Origin of the sequence: Cyclobacterium sp. SYSU L10401 (assembly GCF_010993705.1) — a bacterium.
Taxonomy (GTDB): Bacteria; Bacteroidota; Bacteroidia; order Cytophagales; family Cyclobacteriaceae; genus Cyclobacterium.
The window spans coordinates 209051-227673 of sequence record NZ_WOFO01000008.1 but is presented as its reverse complement, the minus strand read 5'-3'; the positions used below and the strand labels follow the sequence as shown (position 1 = coordinate 227673).

At 44.7% G+C, this 18623-nt stretch carries 13 protein-coding genes; 5 read left to right on the top strand and 8 right to left on the bottom strand.

Annotated elements, in window-relative coordinates; genetic code table 11:
* Entirely contained in the window at positions 1-438 is a 438-nt protein-coding gene (locus GL182_RS18250) for a DUF6526 family protein (RefSeq protein ID WP_163381221.1), read from the top strand.
* Between the two features lie 41 nt (positions 439-479).
* Here GL182_RS18250 and GL182_RS18245 read toward each other — a convergent pair whose 3' ends face one another.
* The 4 genes from GL182_RS18245 to GL182_RS18230 form a co-directional block, all read right to left on the bottom strand.
* Positions 480-2654 carry a bifunctional alpha,alpha-trehalose-phosphate synthase (UDP-forming)/trehalose-phosphatase gene (locus GL182_RS18245; protein WP_163381220.1) on the bottom strand — a complete coding sequence of 725 codons (2175 nt, stop codon included), beginning with the start codon at positions 2652-2654 and terminating at the stop codon, positions 480-482.
* 139 nt (positions 2655-2793) lie between these two features.
* Positions 2794-3153: a hypothetical protein gene (locus tag GL182_RS18240; RefSeq protein ID WP_163381219.1), complete on the bottom strand. Its 360-nt coding sequence runs from the start codon at positions 3151-3153 to the stop codon at positions 2794-2796.
* Positions 3154-5562 (bottom strand): penicillin acylase family protein, encoded by a 2409-nt coding sequence (locus tag GL182_RS18235; protein WP_163381218.1) that lies wholly within the window; start codon positions 5560-5562, stop codon positions 3154-3156. It lies immediately after the preceding gene.
* The gene (locus GL182_RS18230; protein ID WP_163381217.1) at positions 5559-6134 is read right to left on the bottom strand and encodes a DUF2911 domain-containing protein; all 576 of its coding nucleotides are present in this window, start codon (positions 6132-6134) and stop codon (positions 5559-5561) included. The genes GL182_RS18235 and GL182_RS18230 overlap by 4 nt, the downstream gene beginning before the upstream one ends.
* 280 nt (positions 6135-6414) lie before the next feature.
* On the opposite strand from GL182_RS18230, the gene GL182_RS18225 reads away from it, so the two are divergent.
* Entirely contained in the window at positions 6415-7452 is a 1038-nt protein-coding gene (locus GL182_RS18225; RefSeq protein ID WP_163381216.1) for an endonuclease/exonuclease/phosphatase family protein, read from the top strand.
* Here the strand turns inward: GL182_RS18225 and GL182_RS18220 are convergent.
* Positions 7421-9712, bottom strand: coding sequence for an efflux RND transporter permease subunit (locus GL182_RS18220; RefSeq protein ID WP_163381215.1), 2292 nt, complete (start codon positions 9710-9712; stop codon positions 7421-7423). The two genes, GL182_RS18225 and GL182_RS18220, sit on opposite strands and share 32 nt — an antisense overlap.
* Before the next feature lie 215 nt (positions 9713-9927).
* On the opposite strand from GL182_RS18220, the gene GL182_RS18215 reads away from it, so the two are divergent.
* Positions 9928-11778 carry a M1 family metallopeptidase gene (locus GL182_RS18215; RefSeq protein ID WP_163381214.1) on the top strand — a complete coding sequence of 617 codons (1851 nt, stop codon included), beginning with the start codon at positions 9928-9930 and terminating at the stop codon, positions 11776-11778.
* A gap of 62 nt (positions 11779-11840) precedes the next feature.
* On the opposite strand, the gene GL182_RS18210 is transcribed toward GL182_RS18215, so the two are convergent.
* The gene (locus tag GL182_RS18210) at positions 11841-13163 is read right to left on the bottom strand and encodes a hypothetical protein (protein ID WP_163381213.1); all 1323 of its coding nucleotides are present in this window, start codon (positions 13161-13163) and stop codon (positions 11841-11843) included.
* Positions 13164-13643: 480 nt separating this feature from the next.
* Here GL182_RS18210 and GL182_RS18205 point away from each other — a divergent pair, with 480 nt between their 5' ends.
* Positions 13644-13994 (top strand): hypothetical protein, encoded by a 351-nt coding sequence (locus GL182_RS18205; protein ID WP_163381212.1) that lies wholly within the window; start codon positions 13644-13646, stop codon positions 13992-13994.
* Here GL182_RS18205 and GL182_RS18200 read toward each other — a convergent pair.
* Complete coding sequence (locus GL182_RS18200; RefSeq protein ID WP_163381211.1) at positions 13991-15079, bottom strand: DUF6920 family protein; 1089 nt, start codon at positions 15077-15079, stop codon at positions 13991-13993. The two genes, GL182_RS18205 and GL182_RS18200, sit on opposite strands and share 4 nt — an antisense overlap.
* Before the next feature lie 191 nt (positions 15080-15270).
* On the opposite strand from GL182_RS18200, the gene GL182_RS18195 reads away from it, so the two are divergent.
* A complete protein-coding gene (locus GL182_RS18195; RefSeq protein ID WP_163381210.1) occupies positions 15271-17685 on the top strand; it encodes a glycoside hydrolase family 31 protein in 2415 nt (804 codons plus the stop codon).
* Positions 17686-17695: 10 nt separating this feature from the next.
* On the opposite strand, the gene GL182_RS18190 is transcribed toward GL182_RS18195, so the two are convergent.
* A complete protein-coding gene (locus GL182_RS18190; protein ID WP_163381209.1) occupies positions 17696-18493 on the bottom strand; it encodes a M48 family metallopeptidase in 798 nt (265 codons plus the stop codon).
* Positions 18494-18623: the final 130 nt, after the last annotated feature.

Below are 18623 nucleotides of genomic sequence, written 5' to 3'. Positions count from 1 at the left end.
ATGCAACAATATAAAAACCACAGCAGGTATTACCCTTTTCATCATTACGTCATTACCCCTTTGACCCTGATCTTATTGTCCTGGTCCTTCTGGAACCTCGCTGAGTCATATGCCTTTGGGGGAGACCTATCCCAAGCCCTGTTCTACACACTGGCCTCCCTGATACTTTTCTTAATGCCCATCATGTCCCGGATCTATGCGATAAAAAACCAAAACAGAATCATTCGCCTGGAAATGCGGCTCAGGTATTTTCAACTTACCGGCAAAACCTTTGTGCAGCAGGAAAAGAAACTAAAAATGGGACAAATCATTGCGCTCCGGTTTGCGGGAAGCAAAGAATTGATTCCCTTAATCGAAAGAGCCATCAAAGAAAACCTCAGTCCCAAACAGATTAAAAAATCCATTACAGATTGGCAAGGGGATTATTTTCGGGTTTGACACAAAAGGCAATCCTTTGAGGATTACCTTTTGTTCTGACTTTAATTGATAAGATTATTTAATAAAACCCTTACTTCTTTGGGGTTTTTGATATTATAATTGGCCTGGGTATAGGTATAGCCAACGCGGATGGTGTAGGCGCTTTTGGGCATGGCCTTAAACGTATCCTCATCCGTCCAGTCATCCCCCAGGGCCATGATAAAATCGTAATCCTCTCCACGCATCATGGCCAGGGCCGCCCTTCCCTTATTGATATCAGGCCGCTTTATTTCCAATACCATGTTACCTTCCAGCACTTGCAGGTTATGGCCTCTCGCCATGTATTTCAGGTGACTGAAAAGCTCCCTCATCCTGAGGTCACCCAATCCGCTTTCTACCTTCCGGTAATGCCAGACCAGCGAATGATGTTTTTCCTCTATAAAGGCACCAGGAGTACGCAAGACATAGTATTCCATGACCTGCCTGATATCTTCCTTCCAGCTGTCATCTACATCGGCATAGAGTATCCAATCTTCTTTCTGGTCCTTCTTTTTGAGCCAGACGCCATGCTCGGCAATCATGTCCACCTGCTGACCTTTAAACCATTTACCCAGGGTTTCCTTGTCCCTGCCGCTGATGATCACTACCTGACACAAATCAGATAAGGTTTTAATCAGTGATTTCAACTCTTCATCAGGAAAAGCATCCTGAGGTCGACTTTTAAAGCCTACCAGGGTGCCGTCATAGTCCAGAAAAACTATCGGCTTGCTGGCTGTCTTAAAGGCCCGGACCAACTGCTCCCTGATTTTATTGTCCATGGCTTTGGATTCCAGGTCTGTCTGTCTTTCCTTCACATGTTTGAGCCTGTCCATAAATACCTTGACCCATTGGAAAATATCGTATTTTTTCAGGCTGGACTGCATGGAACTGATGCGCAGCTCCTGCTCTTCCTCATCCATGGACAGGGCCTCCACGATGGCATTTTTAACTCCTTCCTGGTCATTGGGGTTGACCAGAATGGCATCTACCAGTTCCTTACTGGCACCGGCCATTTCTGAAAGGATCAGCACACCCTGTTTATGAGTTTTGCTGGCCACAAATTCTTTACATACCAGGTTCATACCATCTCTCAGGGGTGTCACCAGGGCGATGTCAGACATGGCATAAAAGGCACTCAGTTCATTGAAAGGAAAACTACGGTAGAAATAATGAACAGGCACCCAATTGAGTGTGGAAAATTTACTGTTGATGCTCCCAACCAGGGTGTCTATTTCTTCCTTCAACGCCTGATAAGACTTGACCCTATCCCTGGAAGGCACCACCACCATGATCATGGACACCTTTCCGTGGTATTCCGGATGGTCTTCCAGGAGCTGGTCAAATGCTTTGATCCGCTGCGGTATCCCCTTGGAATAGTCCAGTCGGTCAATGGTGATCAGTAACTTTTGATCACCAAGCATTTCTTTGAATTTTTTTACGTGATTCAGGGTCTTTTTGCTGGCGGCAGCACTGGCAAATTTATCATAATCAATCCCCATGGGGAAAGCATCCACGTTGATCAGCCTGTTATCTGCCTGGATAAACCCGCTTTCATTGGAGTGCCCCAGAATACGCCCTACCGCACTGAGAAAGTGCCTCATGTCATCATAGGTATGAAAGCCAATTAAATCAGAACCTACCATACCTTCCAGCATCTCCCTTCTCCAGGGCAGCATGCGGATGATCTCATAGGATGGAAAAGGGATGTGCTGAAAAAAGGCGATAGTGGCCTTGGGGAGCTTGTTTCTCAGCATCATGGGAAGCAGCAATAACTGGTAATCGTGGACCCAAATGGTATCCTCATCATTGGCATTGGTCAGAATGGCGTCACAAAACTTCTGATTTACCTGACAATAGGCTTCCCAGTATTCATCCTCATAATTGATGTACTGGGTGAAATAATGAAAGGCAGGCCAGATGGTTTCATTACTAAAGCCTTCATAGTAAAGCTCCACATCTTTTTTAGTCAAAAAAACAGGAGCCATTTTTAATTTCTTCAATTCCTCTGTGATTTCCAACCGCTGACTTTCATCTTCCACATCGTTTCCCGGCCAGCCAATCCATATATTTTCTCCTTCCTTATAGATGGAACCCAACCCGGTAGCCAAGCCTCCTGCACTGGGTTTGAATTCAAATTTTCCGTTTTTATGTTGTAAACTCACGGGTAAGCGATTGGAAACTATGATTGTTTTTGACATATCCGACTGTTGGTTAATGATAAAAAGAGTACGCTGTAGGTTACTTGTAGGACGTAAAATCGTTCTAATTTAGTTAAAAAGCATAGAAATAAAAACCAAAAACGGCTTTAGACTATTTCTATCAGGCAATTTTCCGAATTTAATAAATATGGTTTTTTGAGAATAATTTCCCCAGGAGGTTTCCTGTCAGGGCACTAGAACCGCCTATCAAAAAACCCATTAAAGCCGAAATTCCCACCAACAGGGAGCTGTTGGAAATCTCCAGGATTTGGGCAAATTTTTCGGGTAGGGAGGAGCCTGTCACAGACCAAATCACCAAAGGCATGACCAGCCAAACCAAAGCCACTCCTAGGGCCCCTGCGAAAAAAGCCAGGAAAGCCGGGCCTTTTATCCAGATAGCAACCAAAGCAATGATGATCATCAACACCCAATACGGCAGGTAGGACCCAAGCGTATAAGCCAGCAAAGCATTGATCAAGAGGTGGAAAAAAAATTTCATTCAATCAGGGTTAAAAGTGGTTGTAAAAAGAACATTGTCATCGCCTGTACGTGCCCTCAAATCTATGGATATATAGTCTCCATTTTTCCATTTACTGACCATGTTGTGATAAAATTTGCTGCCCGGATTTCCTGATTGACCTCCCGGATAGATCCCGAAAGCCTTGATTTCCGGCCCCAATGCCACTACCATGCGCCAACCTGGCCCCCAGTCAGAACTGCTGGCATTAACGATGTTCTTTCCCCCTCCTACCCGTGCGTCCTTACCAAAAGGTGTAAGGTTGGGGATCAGGTGGTCCAACCTTGTGTTTTTATACCCAGCCCAGGTAAGGGAATCATTGGTGGACAGAAAGGTATCCATTTCCTGACTCATGCCTTCAAAACCCTTGCTTACCCAATGTGCGGCCGTTTCCTTTGCTGTAGTTGCCGGGTCATCAAACCACCGGCCCAATGGTTCATCTTGCAAAAGCCGGGAAAGGGAGTATTTGGAAGGATAAACAATGGGCAAGCCATTAGTCTCCCAGGAATCAAACAAAGATTGTTGGAGGTGCTGCCACCAGGACTGAAAAAGGGCAGGCCCTGCCTGGTCTGCATCGGCAAAATAATCCCAATCTTCCAATTCCCGTACCCATTGGCCCCCGGCTCCCCTTTGCCAGGTACTGTCTAAATTATCCAGCAGGTAAGGCAGGGTTTCAGCGGCATGCAGGTCATAATTGTCCAGCTGCAGTTGCATCATATCTGATGTGCTGATCTCCTCTCCTTCGCTTAGCTGTTGATGAATCCTCCTGTTTCTATAATATTCATATTGATCAGAAAACACATAGTAGGGATAATTCGGTGAAACCGGGTGTTGGTTGGCAGAGGTAACGAAACCCTTTTCCGGATTGATTTCCCTTGCATTATGGGCATTGGGAATAAAACCCTGCCATTCGAAAGCCGACTTACTACCATCCATCAGGTATTTACCCTGTCCGGGCCACTTAAGGGGAAATTTTCCCTGAATCGTCATGGCTATATCCCCCTCCCTGGAGGCAAAGGCAAAATTCTGGGCAGGTGCAGCAAAGTGAGAGATGGCCTCCAGGTATTCCTGGTAATTGCCGGCGCGGTTCAAGTCCAGAAAAGTCCGCTGCTCATTTGAGGGGTCATGTGCTGTCCATTTGAGTGCGAAATCAACCGGCTTTCCTTCCAGTAGAAAATTCCGGTCATAGACCACAGGCCCATAATGGGTGTACACTACGGTATCGATAAAATCATTCCTGCCCTTTACCCGGATGGTATCCAGCTGCATGTTGCTTTTAATCCACTGTCCATTATAAAGGTACTCGGCCCTGCTATCATCTCTAAACTTAATTTTATACCAGTCCTTTACATCCCGATCGGCATTGGTGATGCCCCAGGCAATGTTTTCATTGAAACCTGAAATTACACCTACTGCTCCTGGCAGGCTGGCCCCTTTTACGGTATATTCCGGGGTACTCAATTGAATGGCATACCACAGGGAAGGCAGGTTGAGGGCCAGATGGGGATCGTTTGCCAAAATCGGGAAACCACTGGCTGTTTTATCGCCCGAGACTGCCCAATTGTTGGACCCATATCCAGGTTCTTTGCCCGGTAAAACCTGCTCGTAAAAACCCGAATCAGGATAGCTCACATCTGGCCTGATGACTTCTTCCGGAGTAAAATCCCACTGCTCATGGGCAACTACCGGTACCAGGTCAGCGGGAGTTTCCGGAAACAAATTTTCTATCCAGGAGTCTCCAAAAAGATTCCTGGTATTGGTATAGGCAAAATCCTGATCTCCGGATAATATTTCCGCCATATTCATCAAAAAAACCAGTGATTTATAGGGACTCCAGGGTTCAGGCCGGTAATCCAACAATTTATATTCTATGGGAAGTTGAGCAGCTGAAAGTCCCCTGATGTAGGCATTTACACCATCGGCGTAAGCCTGAATCATGGCCAGGGTCTCTGGGTCCTCTTCCTGCAAATATTTCAATTTATTCCGGGCACCAAAGCCCAGCCCTTTCCTCCTCATTTCCCTATCACGGGGCAGGGCCATCTCACCGACAATTTCGGATAGCCTTCCTTCAGCTGCCAATACCTGAAATTCCATCTGCCAGAGCCTGTGAGCTGCGGTCACATAACCCTGAACCTTATACAGGTCCTTTTCCGATTCGGCAAAAATATGAGGAATCAGGTTATCATCGAAAACCACCTCCACAGGTTGGGACAGTCCCTCCAGGAAAATGGATGCCTCGGGATTCCTGTCCTCACTGTAGGCATTCTGCCAAAATCCCTTGAAAGGATCAAAAATACTGGCCAAAGGAGGAAGGCTGGCCAGGTTGATGGACAGTCCCACCGCTACCAGCAGGGAAAAAGTCAGTGAAAAAAAGAAGGCGATGTATTTCATTCAATGGAGATGGCTAAAACCAATTTTTCCCATTTTACTTCGAGTCCTTCGGGAACAATGGCAATTGAAAGCCATTCCTGATCATTATCTACCCATTCCGGATTTACAGTTACTCTCAGTACATCGTTTTCTTCCTTGTATTGAAAGTGTCCATGCTCCAGGTCCCATTCCGAATTGAAAATTACGGTCCAGGGTTCATTTTCTCTGGGGATTGTGAAAAGTGAATATTTACCTGCCTTTAACGGCTCCCCCTCTACCAGTACATCCTCTTCCAGGCTGATAAAAGTGGCTTCATTGGCTCCGGTCCTCCATACCTCTCCGTAAGGGACCAGGTCTCCCCATATCAACCTGTCTTTTATGCCAGGAGATCCATATTGCACCGCAATGCTCTTATCGCCAATTTCTCCGGAAATAGTTTTCAGGGGACTTGCCCGCTCCTCTTCAGGGGCAGCTTCTGTTACCATTTCCTGTTCCGAACCTGAAGAATCTGATGAATTGCCGGAACAGGACCAATTGAAAACGATCAGCATCATGACAAATAAGCTGTAAAAGTTTCTGGCAATTTTTCGCATAGTTTTTTGGTTTAAATTAAACCCTAATTTATATATTTTTTTTTACCTGCCCAGCTGCATTTCACTTTATTAATCCATTAACTTTTTATTGGCAGCCGACATTTTCCATATTTTAACTGGATGAAACAGTCAACCGGTATGGGAGGACATGCGATTTGGGAGAAATCAACCTGGATGGCCTTCAATTCTGAGAGAAATACTAGAAATGGCTGTCAAAAAAAATATCTTTGTAAACGAACGGTTGTTTTTTTTAAATTTACAAATCATATACAGCAAGCCTATGCGTTTTATCATCATCCCCATCTTTTTCATTTCCATCCTGCTTTTTTTTAGTGTCCATATTTCCCCTGCCAACTGGGACTATACCGGATTATTGTCTCTTTTGATACCCGTTTTTGTTTTATTGAATCTATTTCTCCTTGCCCTCCTACTTTTTGGCAGGATAAAATTGATTATTTTCCCCATTATGGCATTGCTTATTGGCTGGAAATTTTTCCTGGTAACCTTTCAGTGGAATGTACCTGATACGGAGACAGAAGGCTTTTCCTTGTTGAGTTATAATGTGATGCTCTTTAACAATAATTGGGAATCGGGAAGGGAGGACCGGATCTTGAATTCCATACAATGGGCCAAAGAAAATCCTTCCGATATCAAATGCTTCCAGGAATTCTATCAGGATTTCACTACTCCCTCAAGAAATGCCTTGAAAATCATTGGAAATGATGGAGAATATGAGCATTCATTCTTAACGGTGGATGGCAACCCGAGAAAGAGATCCTATGGCATGGCCATTTTCAGCAGGTTCCCAATTATCAACAGCGGGAAGGTTTTTGACAATAGAAAAAACAACGGGGCCATGTTTGCCGACCTCATTATCCGACAGGACACGATCAGGATTTACAACACCCATTTGGAATCCATGAATATACGGGCAGCAGACCTGGACAACCTGCAAGGGATCAAAAACCAGTACAGGGGCACGATTCGGAAACTAAAGCAAGGCATTCAGATGAGGGCAACACAGACCGAAATACTGAAGGAACATATAAAAAACAGCCCGCATCCTGTCATTTTGGCGGGAGATTTCAATGATTTACCCTACAGTTACACCTATTTTAGCCTCAGGGAGATCTTGGAGAATGGTTTCGAACAAATGGGCAGGGGCTTTGGTTTCACTTACAATCGGGTACTGTTCTTTCTGCGCATAGACAATATTTTTTTTAACCAGGTTTTGAAAGTTTTACAATTCAATACCCACAGAGAAGTGGATTATTCAGACCATTACCCTATCTCTGCTGTTTTTGCTTTTCCGGAATAGGGCCAATAACTTTGGCATTTAGCAGCTTCTTTAGCGGAAGTAACAAGACCGGAAGCCAAAATAAATCGGCCAGTAAGGCAAAAAATAAGGAAAGACTAACCAAAAACCCGGTAAACCAGGGGATTTCCAGGTCACTTAAAACCAACACCAAAAACCCTGAGGAGAGGATAAACGTGGTCAATATGATGGCCTTGCCTGTTGTCATAAATGTCAATCGCATGGCTTTTTCCAGCACATTCCCCTGAGTCATCTGCAAACGCAGGTTGGACATAAAATGTATACTGTCATCTACCGCTATACCAAAAGCGATGGCAAAAACTATGGAGGTAGACAATTTGAAATCTATACCGAACCAATACATGGCTCCCCCAATCCAAACCAAAGGAACGATATTGGGAAGTAAAACCAGAAAGGCTATGCGCCAGGATTTATACAGCAAGCCGACAATAAAAGCCACCAGCAAAAAAGCAAAGCCCAAGCCCTCAAAGACCTTATTTGTTACTTGTGCATGACTTTTATCTATCAGAAAGGAGGTGCCCGTCAACCTGACCCTCAGCAGCTCCCGGTCTATATTTTTTTCCACAAAGGAAGCCAGGTTTTGATGCAATTGCTGCCCTTTAAAGCTCCCCAGATCGGCCATCCGGGCACTCATTCTACCTGATTTCAGGTCTTCGGTCCATACACCCAGGTCCCGTTCTTTTATAAACTGATCCCGCAGCCGGTCCATGCTTTGGTAGGCCAGTTCCGAAGGCAATCGAAAAGCCTTGGGATTGCCCCCGTTTTTTGCCTTGTTGATGCTTTTGATCAGGATAAGCGGGGAAAGCACATGATCGGTTTGATAATTGGTTTTGATGAATGCTTCCAATTCATTCATTTCCTCCAGCACCCGGTAATCGAACATATCAGGCACCTCACTTCCCACCTCCAGGTAAATTTCCAAGGGCTTGGAGCCGGAAAAATTTTCATCAAAAAAGCGAAAGTCTTCCATTAAAGGGTGATCATCGGGTAAGCTATCCAGGATGTAACCATTGGTTTTAACCTGAGACATAAAATAACCTGCCAATAGACTGGTACCGATAAATAGTACCGTTATTCCTTTCTTGTTAGCCAAAATCCATTCGTAGAGTATGCCCAGGAGATTTTCCCATCTGTTGGCCCAAATTTGCTTTTGAGAGGCCCCCAGTGGTGAAAAGGTATACAACGCCAGGGGTAAAAGGCTCATCAGGGAAACAAACATGAATAACACACCCAAGCCCGTATACAAACCAAACCATTTCAAGCTGTATACATCGGTGAAATACAGGGAAATAAACCCCAATGCCGTGGTAGATGCTGTTAAAAATATGGGGAAAGTCAGTTCCTCAAAAACCTGGGATACCGCTTCTTCCTTTGGCAGCCCCTTCCTGATCAGGCCCTGGTAATGATTTAAGAGATGCACCAGCCCACTCAGACCGATTACCATCAGAATGGGAGGCTGCATCACCAGCATGACGTCCAGCTCCCCTCCTGTAAGCAGTAAAAATGAAAGGGTCCAAAAAATTCCTACTAAAATGATCACAAGGGGAAGGACTACCGCCCACCAAATCCGGTACAACACCCAAAGTAAAAGCAACACCAAAATGATGGCCAGGAGAAAGAAAAAAGCAAATTCTTCCTGAAGCAGGCTTACGAAAGTTCCCTGTGCCTTTATTTTCCCGGCCACTTTATAATCCCCTATTCCGGATTGCTGAAGCAACTCTTTGATGTCACCAAACAGCCTGTCCCCTTCTTCCTTGCTGATCAACTGTTGGTTCTTTACCACAAGCAACAAGTAATTGGATTTTGTATCCATGAGGCTCCCTTTCCACCAATCGTCAGCGGAAAGCCTTTGAGCTGTTTTCTTTAAATCTTCGGAGGTAGACCAATCCATCAGCGGCCGGAAGCGGACACCAAAGGGTCCTATCAGGGGTTCATCCAGATCCATGAGGGAGGCCACTTCCTGAACGGCTTCCAGTTCCCTTATCTGCTTTTTCAGCTGAAGTGATTGCTCCAGGAAAAGGCTGTCAAAAATATCTGGGGCATTGCCCAAAGCAATCAACAGGTAATCGTTGTCATTCTCAAACTTTTCCCTGTATTCCCGGTAAAAATCCAAGTCAGGATCACTCTCCTGAAAAAAGTTTTCGAAGTTATAATTAAAAGTGAGTCCCTGCCAGGTAAATATAAAAAACAAGCTGACAGCTCCCGCCAATGCCAAACCCCAAAAAGCTTTCTTATGATTCATAAATAACTTGCATATAACCTCCAATAAATGACCATTTCTCTCTAGCAACTCCTTTCCACTGGTCCTGGTTCAAATCATTCCAGGGTAAACTTTAAAAAACTAAAAATTTACGAGCCAAAACAATCAGGGCTTTTAGATTCAAAACAACCTGTTGTGAAAAACGGTTTGTCTGCTACCTTTATTTGCTTTATTTTACGCCCAAAACAAAACAACACATGAGAAAAATCACCTTCTTTTTAGTTTGGACCCTGATCATGTCCGGATTTAACCAGCAGCTTATCCAAGCCCAGGGCAGCCGCTGGCAGCAGTCCATCAGCTACCAGATGTCCATAGATATGGATGTAAGGGCCAATCAATATCAGGGCCAGCAAACCATCGCTTATTCCAATCACTCTCCGGATACCTTACATAAAGTATTTTTCCACCTCTACTACAATGCCTTTCAACCCAATAGCATGATGGATGAAAGGTCCAGGACCATCGCCGATCCAGACAGAAGAGTAGGTGATAGGATATCAAATTTAGGTCCTGACGAAATCGGATACATGTCGGTCAAAGGCATGCACATGAATGGCAATAAGGTATCCATGGAAGAGGTGGGTACCATTCTGGAGGTAACCTTACCCGAGCCTATACTCCCCAACAGTACGGTGATTTTTGACACGGAGTTTGAAGCCCAGGTACCTTTACAGGTAAGAAGGGCAGGTCGCGATAATGCCGAAGGGGTCAGGTACTCCATGGCGCAGTGGTACCCCAAGATGGCCAATTATGATGAGCAGGGATGGCATGCCAACCCCTATATTGGCCGGGAATTCTATGGTACCTTTGGCGATTTTGATGTTAAAATCACCATTGATAAGGACTATGTATTAGGGGGAACCGGGTACCTGCAAAACGCCAATGAAATTGGGCATGGCTATGAGGCTGCCGGAGAAACGGTAAGGCGAACTGAGGCCTCCAAACTAACCTGGCATTTTTATGCACCGCAGGTCCATGATTTCATGTGGGCCGCCGATCCTGATTTTACGCATGACAAAATAGATATGGAAAATGGGATCACCATCCACCACCTGTACATCAAAAACTCAAAGACAGAAGAAAACTGGTCACAACTAAAGGAATATACGCCCAGGGCGATGGAATTCTTTAGTGAAAATTACGGTCAATATCCCTACCAGCAATATTCGGTGATACAAGGCGGAGACGGCGGAATGGAATACCCCATGTCCACCCTGATTACCGGGCACAGGTCTCTTGGAAGTTTGGTAGGAGTCATGGTGCATGAATTGGCCCACAGTTGGTTTCAGGGGGTTTTGGGCTCCAACGAATCGCTTTATCCCTGGATGGATGAGGGTTTTACCACCTTCGCCAGTAACCGCTGCATGGCAGCCATTTTTTCAGAAGAACCCTCCGGATATCCACAAAGAGGTGCTTATGTCAGCTATGAGCGGCTGGCAAAGTCCGGCCTGGAAGAGCCAATGTCCACCCATGCCGATCATTTTCATACCAACACCGCCTATGGGGCGGCGGCTTATTCCAAGGGAGCCCTCTTTTTATCCCAAATGGGCTATATCATCGGTGAAGAGGTCCGGGATCAGGCCATGCTGAACTATTGGGATCAGTGGAAATTCAGACAGCCCAATGCCAACGATATTACCCGGGTCATTGAAAAGGCCAGTGGTTTGGAGCTGGATTGGTTCAAGGAATATTGGGTTTACACCACCAAAACCATAGATTATGCCATAACAGGGGTAGAAGAAGCAAATGGCAAAACCAAAATCACCCTGCAAAGGAAGGGTTTGATGCCCATGCCCATAGATCTACTGGTCACTCATGAGGATGGCCATCAGGAAAGCATCTACCTGCCCTTAACCATGATGCGGGGAGAAAAGGCCGAAGAGGAAGGTTTTGCCAAAAGAACCCATACCCAAAAATGGCCCTGGACCCATAGGACAACAGAAATCCTGCTAGATAAGCCGCTTTCAGGGGTCAAAAGCATTAGCATCGATCCCTCTCAAAGGTTGGCAGATATCAATAGGGAAGACAATGAGTGGGTAAAGGAATAGGGTGTATAACTGATGGCCGGGTCCTGTGCCCTGGCCATCAGGATGTTTTTACAAAAGAATTCTTACTCCAAACGCAACTGGTATTGCAAAACAAAGGCACTTCGTCTGCTAGCCCTAATCAGCCGGCCTTCCCCGGAAAAATCAAAGACCGGTCTGTTTTGATAGGCCAGGGTAATTTTTGACGCCTGTCCGTTCAATAATAAGTTTATCCCCCCTTCAAAATAGCTTACCTGATCATCCAATCGCTGGTACCGGGAATATTGCCCCGAAATGAAAGGTTGGATTTTCTCTTTTCTGTCGGGAATTTGCCACAAATACCCCCCTTGAAAGTAGGCGGTATGCCCTGTTCCAATGGCAGGCCAGGCATTGCCGGATCCATTAAATGTCCCCAGTTCATTTACCCCCCTTCCCACGTTGTTGAACCCTATGACGCGCAGGTAATTGGGGCCGAAATCATAATAAAAATATCCCGTATAAAAGGTCCAGGCCCTGTCTTTGGGTAAAGGAAATTCCCCAAAAAGATCTACAGCCAGCAGGCTTATAGGAGTGGTTACCGTATCTGAGGCGGCATTCAGGTGCCACATGGCCTTGTTTTGCCTCTCGAAGCCCATCCCCAAAGCTAAAATCTTCTTGCTGCCATCATAGGTGCCACTGTGAAATGGAGAATGGAAGCTTTCTTTTTCAAAAAACTGGTATTTCAGGTAAAAAGCAGCTTGCATGCCGGGTTTGACATTGGCAAAAGTTGAATTGGAAGAAATGCCTGTATGCTCTACCGGGGCATAAGGCCGGCTAAATACCCACCTGTAATCCCATTTACCCACCTGTCCCTTGACATAGGCACTTAATTTTCTCAATACATTATCTGTTTGGTTGACCGTAGGTATCATAAATGGAGCCACATCCAGGGTGAGCAGGCGGCTGGTCAGCGGAGAAGCATATCGGGAGGTACCATTCCACCCGGATTGACCTCCTCCTACCGACAGGTAGTCGTGCAAGCGGTGATCTACATAAAAGTCCAGGAGACGAATCTCCCCTGAACGAGCGGTAAGGTAATTGATGTTATTCTGCCCCAGGGTCATGGTAATATTGGTTTTATCCCTGATCCTGGCATAGGTCTGAAAACGGACCCTCCTGATGGAAATGTCGAAAAATGATGAAGCGGCCTGACCATTGATCAGGGTACCCGGGTTATTCTCATTGAAACGCATCCATAGCTGCCCAGTAAGCCTTACGCCGGCATAGGAACTACTGTCCTTGTCCATATATACCCGCAGGGCTTGCTCTTGTGCGATGGAAGGCACAGACAGGTAAAATACAAGCAGGAAAAAGAAAGTTATCCTTATTGAGATATATTCAGGCGTTTTTTGAGGCTTAAAAAATTTCATTTTTTCTTTCTCAAGTAAACAAGATCAAGGTTAAATTTAAGCAATAATACTTACATTTTGACCAGCATCATATTTGAACTGCAAAGAAAAAATCAAATAGGCCTGAATGGAATCCTGTCATTAAATCGGTGATCACTAAACTACTCCTAAACCGGCAAAGCCAACCAAAAGCCCTGCTGCACCGCTTTTTGTGTCTTGTTTATTTATTATTCTTACCGACCACTTACCCGCTCCAGGAAAAACCCTGGCCGGAAATAAATGGAATGGGGCGGCATTTAGCCAGAATTATGGCATAAAATCCTCCTCAGCCAAAATGAACTCGATTTCCTTACCCATTCCTTTTATATTTTTTTTATACCATCCAACCATCAATGAAACCGATGGATGAAAAATAAATTGCTAAATACTATCCAATATTTTGGGAATTGATCATAAACCTGCTTACATTAAACCACCATTATAACCAAAACCAATACGAATATGAAGTTGATGACCTTAATATGCTGTCTTGCTTTTTTTTCTATTCAGGTGCAGGCGCAAAGTGATCTGGAGCTTGAGAAGCGAACCAAGGATGAAAGTTTTCATTTTCAGGAATATGATGCGCTGCAGTTTGAGGCAGTAAATCCTGAGGTATCGACTACCACTTTCCTGGCCAAAGACCTGCCCTATGAAAAATCTCCTGTTCCGGGACCTCCCATGGGGAATTACACGGATTTTAAAATCATCAAAATCAAAATTCCAGCGGATAAAGGCTTAAAAACCCTGGAAGTCGATGCCAGCGAAAGAAAAACCGCTAAAGCCTATTTGGTAAAAAGGGAAACGAAGCCTTAGCCGCCTTCATAATCAACGGATAGAATTTCGATGATGGCCCATTTCCAGGGTCCATCATCCAGTATCCATGATGCCTCACACAAGGTTGGTATTTCAATCCCCTGGTGGATGGCATGGTCCTGGGCAATTATTATCCAGGGATAGCGTTTGGCATTTTCATCCCCTCCCATAAATCTTTCGGTCTGGAATTGCCGGAACTTACCCTCCTGATCAAAAGTAAAGGTACCAGATGCCTCCACACCCTGGAATTGGATGTAGGCTTCAGCTTTGTTTTCTCCCACTGATTCCCATGTGATATAAGGGCTTTTTGCCATCCAGGGAAACCATACCATTTCTCCCAGGAAACGTTGAAGGGTACCCTCATCTATCTTCGGATTATTTTTTTCATTGACCATTGGAATTAATGACCAAAGTTTAATCAGCATTTCTCCCTTTCCGTCCAAATACAAATCCCTGGCCCGGATATTTACCCATTCCAGGATGTTCAGGTCCAGGTACCATAGGAAACCGGGACGAACAGGATTAAAATACTGCACCGCTTTCCCCCGGTACCAGTCATTTTGTTCGGGCTTCAATTTCAACTGAAATGCCTGATCTACCCTGACTTTTTGAGGCCCTGTTTGTGCTGATGCCCCTGAATTTTTTAACCAAAGTTGAACAGCAGCAGGCAACGCATCCATGGAAGCATGGGGCATAGCCTTTTCATTGGTTTGAGACGCAAACAATAACCCCAATTCTTTCTCCACTTTTGCATCAAAGCGGGTATTCATCCAGGCAATCAAGGTCAGGATCAAAATGATCAGGTTTGGCACAGAACCGAATTTGGCCTCCTTCCAGTACATGATGATCAAAACCTGAGAAACCAAAACAGCGGCCAGGCCAATATACCAGCTGTATTTCCATTCCAGAAAATAGCTGAGAGCAAAAATCAAAAAGAACAAAGCGGCTGTGAGCCATAGGTATCCCGAGCCTTTTGAAACCTCAATAGGAAAATCTTTTATTTGAACCCAATCAACCGCTTTGATGAACCCCAGTAAATGGATCAAGCCGTGGACAATTACCAAAAGCAAAAATGCTATTTTCACCAATACAAGTTACTGAAACAGGAGTTATCTTTCAAACTACTTCATATGATTTTAATCATGCTATCAAAAATAAAAATACCAGACTGCACTGGATCAAAAGTTAACCTTCCGATAAAACATTTGGCAGGAGTCTGATCCTGCTTTTGAATCCTGATATTCCTGCTTAAATTGAAAAAAACTTGGCCTACAACATGCAAAAAAACGATGCTTACCCCACGGTACCTGGAAAACTGAAAAACTTCCGGCTGACACCCACAGGTATTTCCGGACAAACTGCAAACGGTATATTCTATATTCAGATTTATGCAGAAAATACTTTTAGAATTCAGGTAAGTTTAAAAAAAACCTTTCAGGCCAATCCTTATTCAGTAGTAGCGAGGGCAACAGAAAATGCGTTTACTTTTGAAGAGACAGACGCTTTCCTGATATTAAAAACTACTAAAATTCACCTGTTGATCAGGAAGGAAAATTTCTCCCTGACCTTTAAAAATCCCTCAGGAGAGGTTATCAGTGAAGACGACCCCAATTATGGCATTCATTGGTTGGGAACGGAAGTCAGCAATTATAAAAAACTTCAGGAATGGGAGAAATTCATTGGATTGGGTGAGAAAACAGGAGGTTTAAACCGGTTTGGGCAAACCTACACCCACTGGAATACAGATCACTTTGCCTACGGCACAGGGGACGACCCCTTGTACCTTTCCATACCATTTTATATGGGTTTGCATCATGGCCTGAGCTATGGTATATTTTTTGACAATACCCACAAGACAACCTTCAATTTTGGGGCAGGGAACAACCGCTATGCATACTTTTCTGCGGAAGATGGGGATTTGGATTATTATTTTTTCCATGATCAATACATTTCTGAGATTATTACCGCCTATACAGCATTGACAGGAAGGCCGGAACTTCCCCAAAAATGGGCATTGGGTTACCAGCAATGCAGGTATTCCTATTATCCGGATAAAGAGGTGATCCGGCTTGGACAAACTTTCAGGGACAAGGGGATTCCGGCAGATGTAATCTATCTGGACATCCACCATATGGAGAAATACAAGGTATTTACCTTTGACGCAATTAACTTCCCTGACCCGGCATCCATGATCCGGGAGCTAAAGAAAATGGGGTTTAAAATAGTGGTGATCCTGGATCCGGGAATTAAGGTGGATGAAGCCTACACTCCTTACCAGGAAGGAAAATCTAAAAAGCTATTTCTCACTTATCCTGATGGGGAAATTTACCAGGGACAGGTTTGGCCGGGCTGGTGTGCCTTTCCTGACTTTACCCTTGCCCAAACAAGGGATTGGTGGGCGGAAAAATTAAAGTTTTACACAGACCTGGGCGTGGATGGGTTCTGGACCGATATGAACGAACCCGCCACCTGGGGCCAAACCGTTCCCAATCTGGTGCAGTTTGACTACGAGGGAGCCGGAGGCAATCATAAAAAAAGCCGAAATGTATATGGCCTGCAAATGGCCAGATGTACTTCCGAGGGTCAAAAAAAACAAAATCCCGGATCAAGACCCTTCGTTTTGACAAGGTCCGGGTTTGCCGGTGTGCAACGTCATGCAGCCGTATGGACCGGTGATAATGTGTCCAGTGATGAGCACATGCTGGCCGGAATAAGGCTGGTCAACAGTCTTGGACTAAGCGGCGTACCCTTTGCAGGGTACGATATTGGCGGTTTTGTGGGCCATTGTTCGCCTGATCTTTTCGCCAGATGGATCAGCATAGCTGCATTTTGTCCCCTATTCCGGGCCCATACCATGATCAATAGCCATGCTTCGGAGCCCTGGTCCTTTGGGGAGGAAGTAGAGGCCATAGCCAGAAATTACATTCGCCTGAGGTACAAACTGATGCCAACAATCTATACTGCCTTCCATCAATCCAGCCAAACAGGTTTACCGGTCGCCAAAAGTCTGGCATTGGTATACCCATTTGATGACAAGGTGTATCATGGCACTTTTGAAAATCAGTATTTATTTTGCGATGCATTATTGATCGCTCCGGTAGAAAGCTATAAAAGCATCACCAAAATTTACCTGCCGGCAGGTAATTGGTACCATTTTTTTTCGGGTAAAAAATTAAAAGGGGAACAGGAAATTTATTGGGATTGCCCCTTGAATTACCTGCCGGTATTTGTAGCTGCAGGATCCATACTGCTCATGCAGTCCGCCAATCAACATGCAGCAGATAAACATGACGGCAGGTTAAAAATACATATTTACAAAGGAACAGGCACCCACGCCCAGAGCCTTTATGAGGATGATGGCATAAGCTATGACTATCAGGCTAATGGATACATTTCGAGAACGATTCAGATGGACCATGACCATGGGACCCTTGTGATCGGAGAAGCTACCGGTGAATTCCAGAGCTCTTTTTCAAAAGCTAAAATATATTTCCATGGATTTTCCGAACAGCACCTGATCATCGATGGACAAGAACAAAAATTGGAACCAAACAACGTGGCATTTTTGGATGAAATTTCGGAATACGACCCCCTACCTATGGGGGATCATGCCTTTCAAATCTGCAAAGCTGTTCCCGCAATCACCCTGCACCTGGACCAAAAGGAACAGGTGATTCAATTGCGACATTAAGGCAATAAATTTATTGGTTTTCGTAGTATTTTAAGGCATCGTTCATTTGTTCATTCAGCTGGTCAATCCTTCTTTCAGGCCCCGGGTGTGTGGAAAGAAATTCGGGAGGTCTTGATCCCTCAGATTGCGCATTCATCCTTTGCCAGAATGCTGGGGCTTCTCTGGGATCGTAACCCGCCATGGCCATAAAAATAAGTCCCAATTGATCTGCTTCCAGTTCCTGATCCCTGGAAAATTTCAACATTCCTACCTGGCCACCAAAACCAACGGCTTGTAGGAAGATGGTTTGGGTCAGGTTGGGGTTCTCACCCATTGCGGCCTGAACTCCACCCATAAGGCCATTGGCTACCATTCCCTGAGACATTCTCTCCCTGGCATGATTCGCTATGGCATGAGCAACTTCATGTCCCATGACCACCGCAATACCGGTCTCATCCTGACAGATAGGCAATATACCCGTGTAAAACGCTACCTTACCTCCAGGCATGCACCAGGCATTCACCTGATCACTTTCCAGTAAATTAAATTCCCAGGCAAAACCATCAGTGATTTCAGGATGCCCATTGTCATCCAGGTATTTTTCTACCGCATCAGCAATCCGTCTTCCCACATTGACCACCTGCTTACCCTTGGCCGAATTGGTTACCACCTTGCTTTCTTTCATCACCTGCCCATACTGATCATAAGATAAGGGCAATACCTCCGCATTGCTTACAATACTCAATTGCCTTCTTCCACTTAGTGGTACGGTAGCACAACTATAAATGAATAATCCCAAAAAAAGGAAAGCTGATATTTTTTTTAACATGATCTTTTATTTCTTACCGTTCAATTTTTGTCAAAAAAGGTGCCAATTTATGGGGTTTTTTTTTAAAAAAATAAATGTTCGTTTAATGGGTATCAATCAAAAATATTCACAAATATAAAACAACTTTCTA

Excerpts from the sequence above, each read along its gene's own strand:
- GL182_RS18240 (WP_163381219.1), bottom strand. The coding sequence starts at position 3,153 with ATGAAATTTTTTTTCCACCTCTTGATCAATGCTTTGCTGGCTTATACG.
- GL182_RS18235 (WP_163381218.1), bottom strand. The coding sequence starts at position 5,562 with ATGAAATACATCGCCTTCTTTTTTTCACTGACTTTTTCCCTGCTGGTA.
- GL182_RS18245 (WP_163381220.1), bottom strand. The coding sequence starts at position 2,654 with ATGTCAAAAACAATCATAGTTTCCAATCGCTTACCCGTGAGTTTACAA.
- GL182_RS18195 (WP_163381210.1), top strand. The coding sequence starts at position 15,271 with ATGCAAAAAAACGATGCTTACCCCACGGTACCTGGAAAACTGAAAAAC.
- GL182_RS18215 (WP_163381214.1), top strand. The coding sequence starts at position 9,928 with ATGAGAAAAATCACCTTCTTTTTAGTTTGGACCCTGATCATGTCCGGA.
- GL182_RS18210 (WP_163381213.1), bottom strand. The coding sequence starts at position 13,163 with ATGAAATTTTTTAAGCCTCAAAAAACGCCTGAATATATCTCAATAAGG.
- GL182_RS18190 (WP_163381209.1), bottom strand. The coding sequence starts at position 18,493 with ATGTTAAAAAAAATATCAGCTTTCCTTTTTTTGGGATTATTCATTTAT.
- GL182_RS18220 (WP_163381215.1), bottom strand. The coding sequence starts at position 9,712 with ATGAATCATAAGAAAGCTTTTTGGGGTTTGGCATTGGCGGGAGCTGTC.
- GL182_RS18205 (WP_163381212.1), top strand. The coding sequence starts at position 13,644 with ATGAAGTTGATGACCTTAATATGCTGTCTTGCTTTTTTTTCTATTCAG.
- GL182_RS18230 (WP_163381217.1), bottom strand. The coding sequence starts at position 6,134 with ATGCGAAAAATTGCCAGAAACTTTTACAGCTTATTTGTCATGATGCTG.
- GL182_RS18225 (WP_163381216.1), top strand. The coding sequence starts at position 6,415 with ATGCGTTTTATCATCATCCCCATCTTTTTCATTTCCATCCTGCTTTTT.
- GL182_RS18250 (WP_163381221.1), top strand. The coding sequence starts at position 1 with ATGCAACAATATAAAAACCACAGCAGGTATTACCCTTTTCATCATTAC.